1 protein-coding gene is annotated in these 323 nt (G+C 72.4%); it reads left to right on the top strand.

What is annotated here, in order from left to right; translation table 11 throughout:
• The coding region (locus FLQ44_RS23290; protein WP_276607914.1) for a transketolase C-terminal domain-containing protein at window positions 1–272 on the top strand (272 nt) is incomplete at its 5' end.
• Between the last annotated feature and the right edge of the window lie 51 nt (window positions 273–323).

The following is a 323-nucleotide window of genomic DNA, read 5'->3' as shown; positions in this document are numbered from 1 at the left end:
AGCTGGTGCTGGAGCTGGCGCGCAGTCACGAGGCCTTCGTGACGATCGAGGACAACGCCGTGCTGGGTGGCGCCGGCAGCGGCGTGGCCGAACTGCTGGCCGCGGAAGGCGTGCAGCTGCCGATGCTGCACCTCGGCCTGCCCGACGAGTACCTGGAGCACGCCGGCCGCGAGGAGCTGCTGGCCATGGTCGGCCTCGATGCGGCGGGCGTGCAGGCCAGCATCCGCGCGCGCTTCCCGGAAGTCGCGCCGGCTAGGGTGGTTGGCGGCTGAGCCTCGCGCTTCGCCATGCCCCAACGAAAACGCCCCGCTGATCAGCGGGGC

It is taken from the genome of Vogesella mureinivorans (genome assembly GCF_007644035.1).
GTDB lineage: Bacteria > Pseudomonadota > Gammaproteobacteria > Burkholderiales > Chromobacteriaceae > Vogesella > Vogesella mureinivorans.
This window is presented reverse-complemented; position numbering and strand designations above follow the sequence as displayed.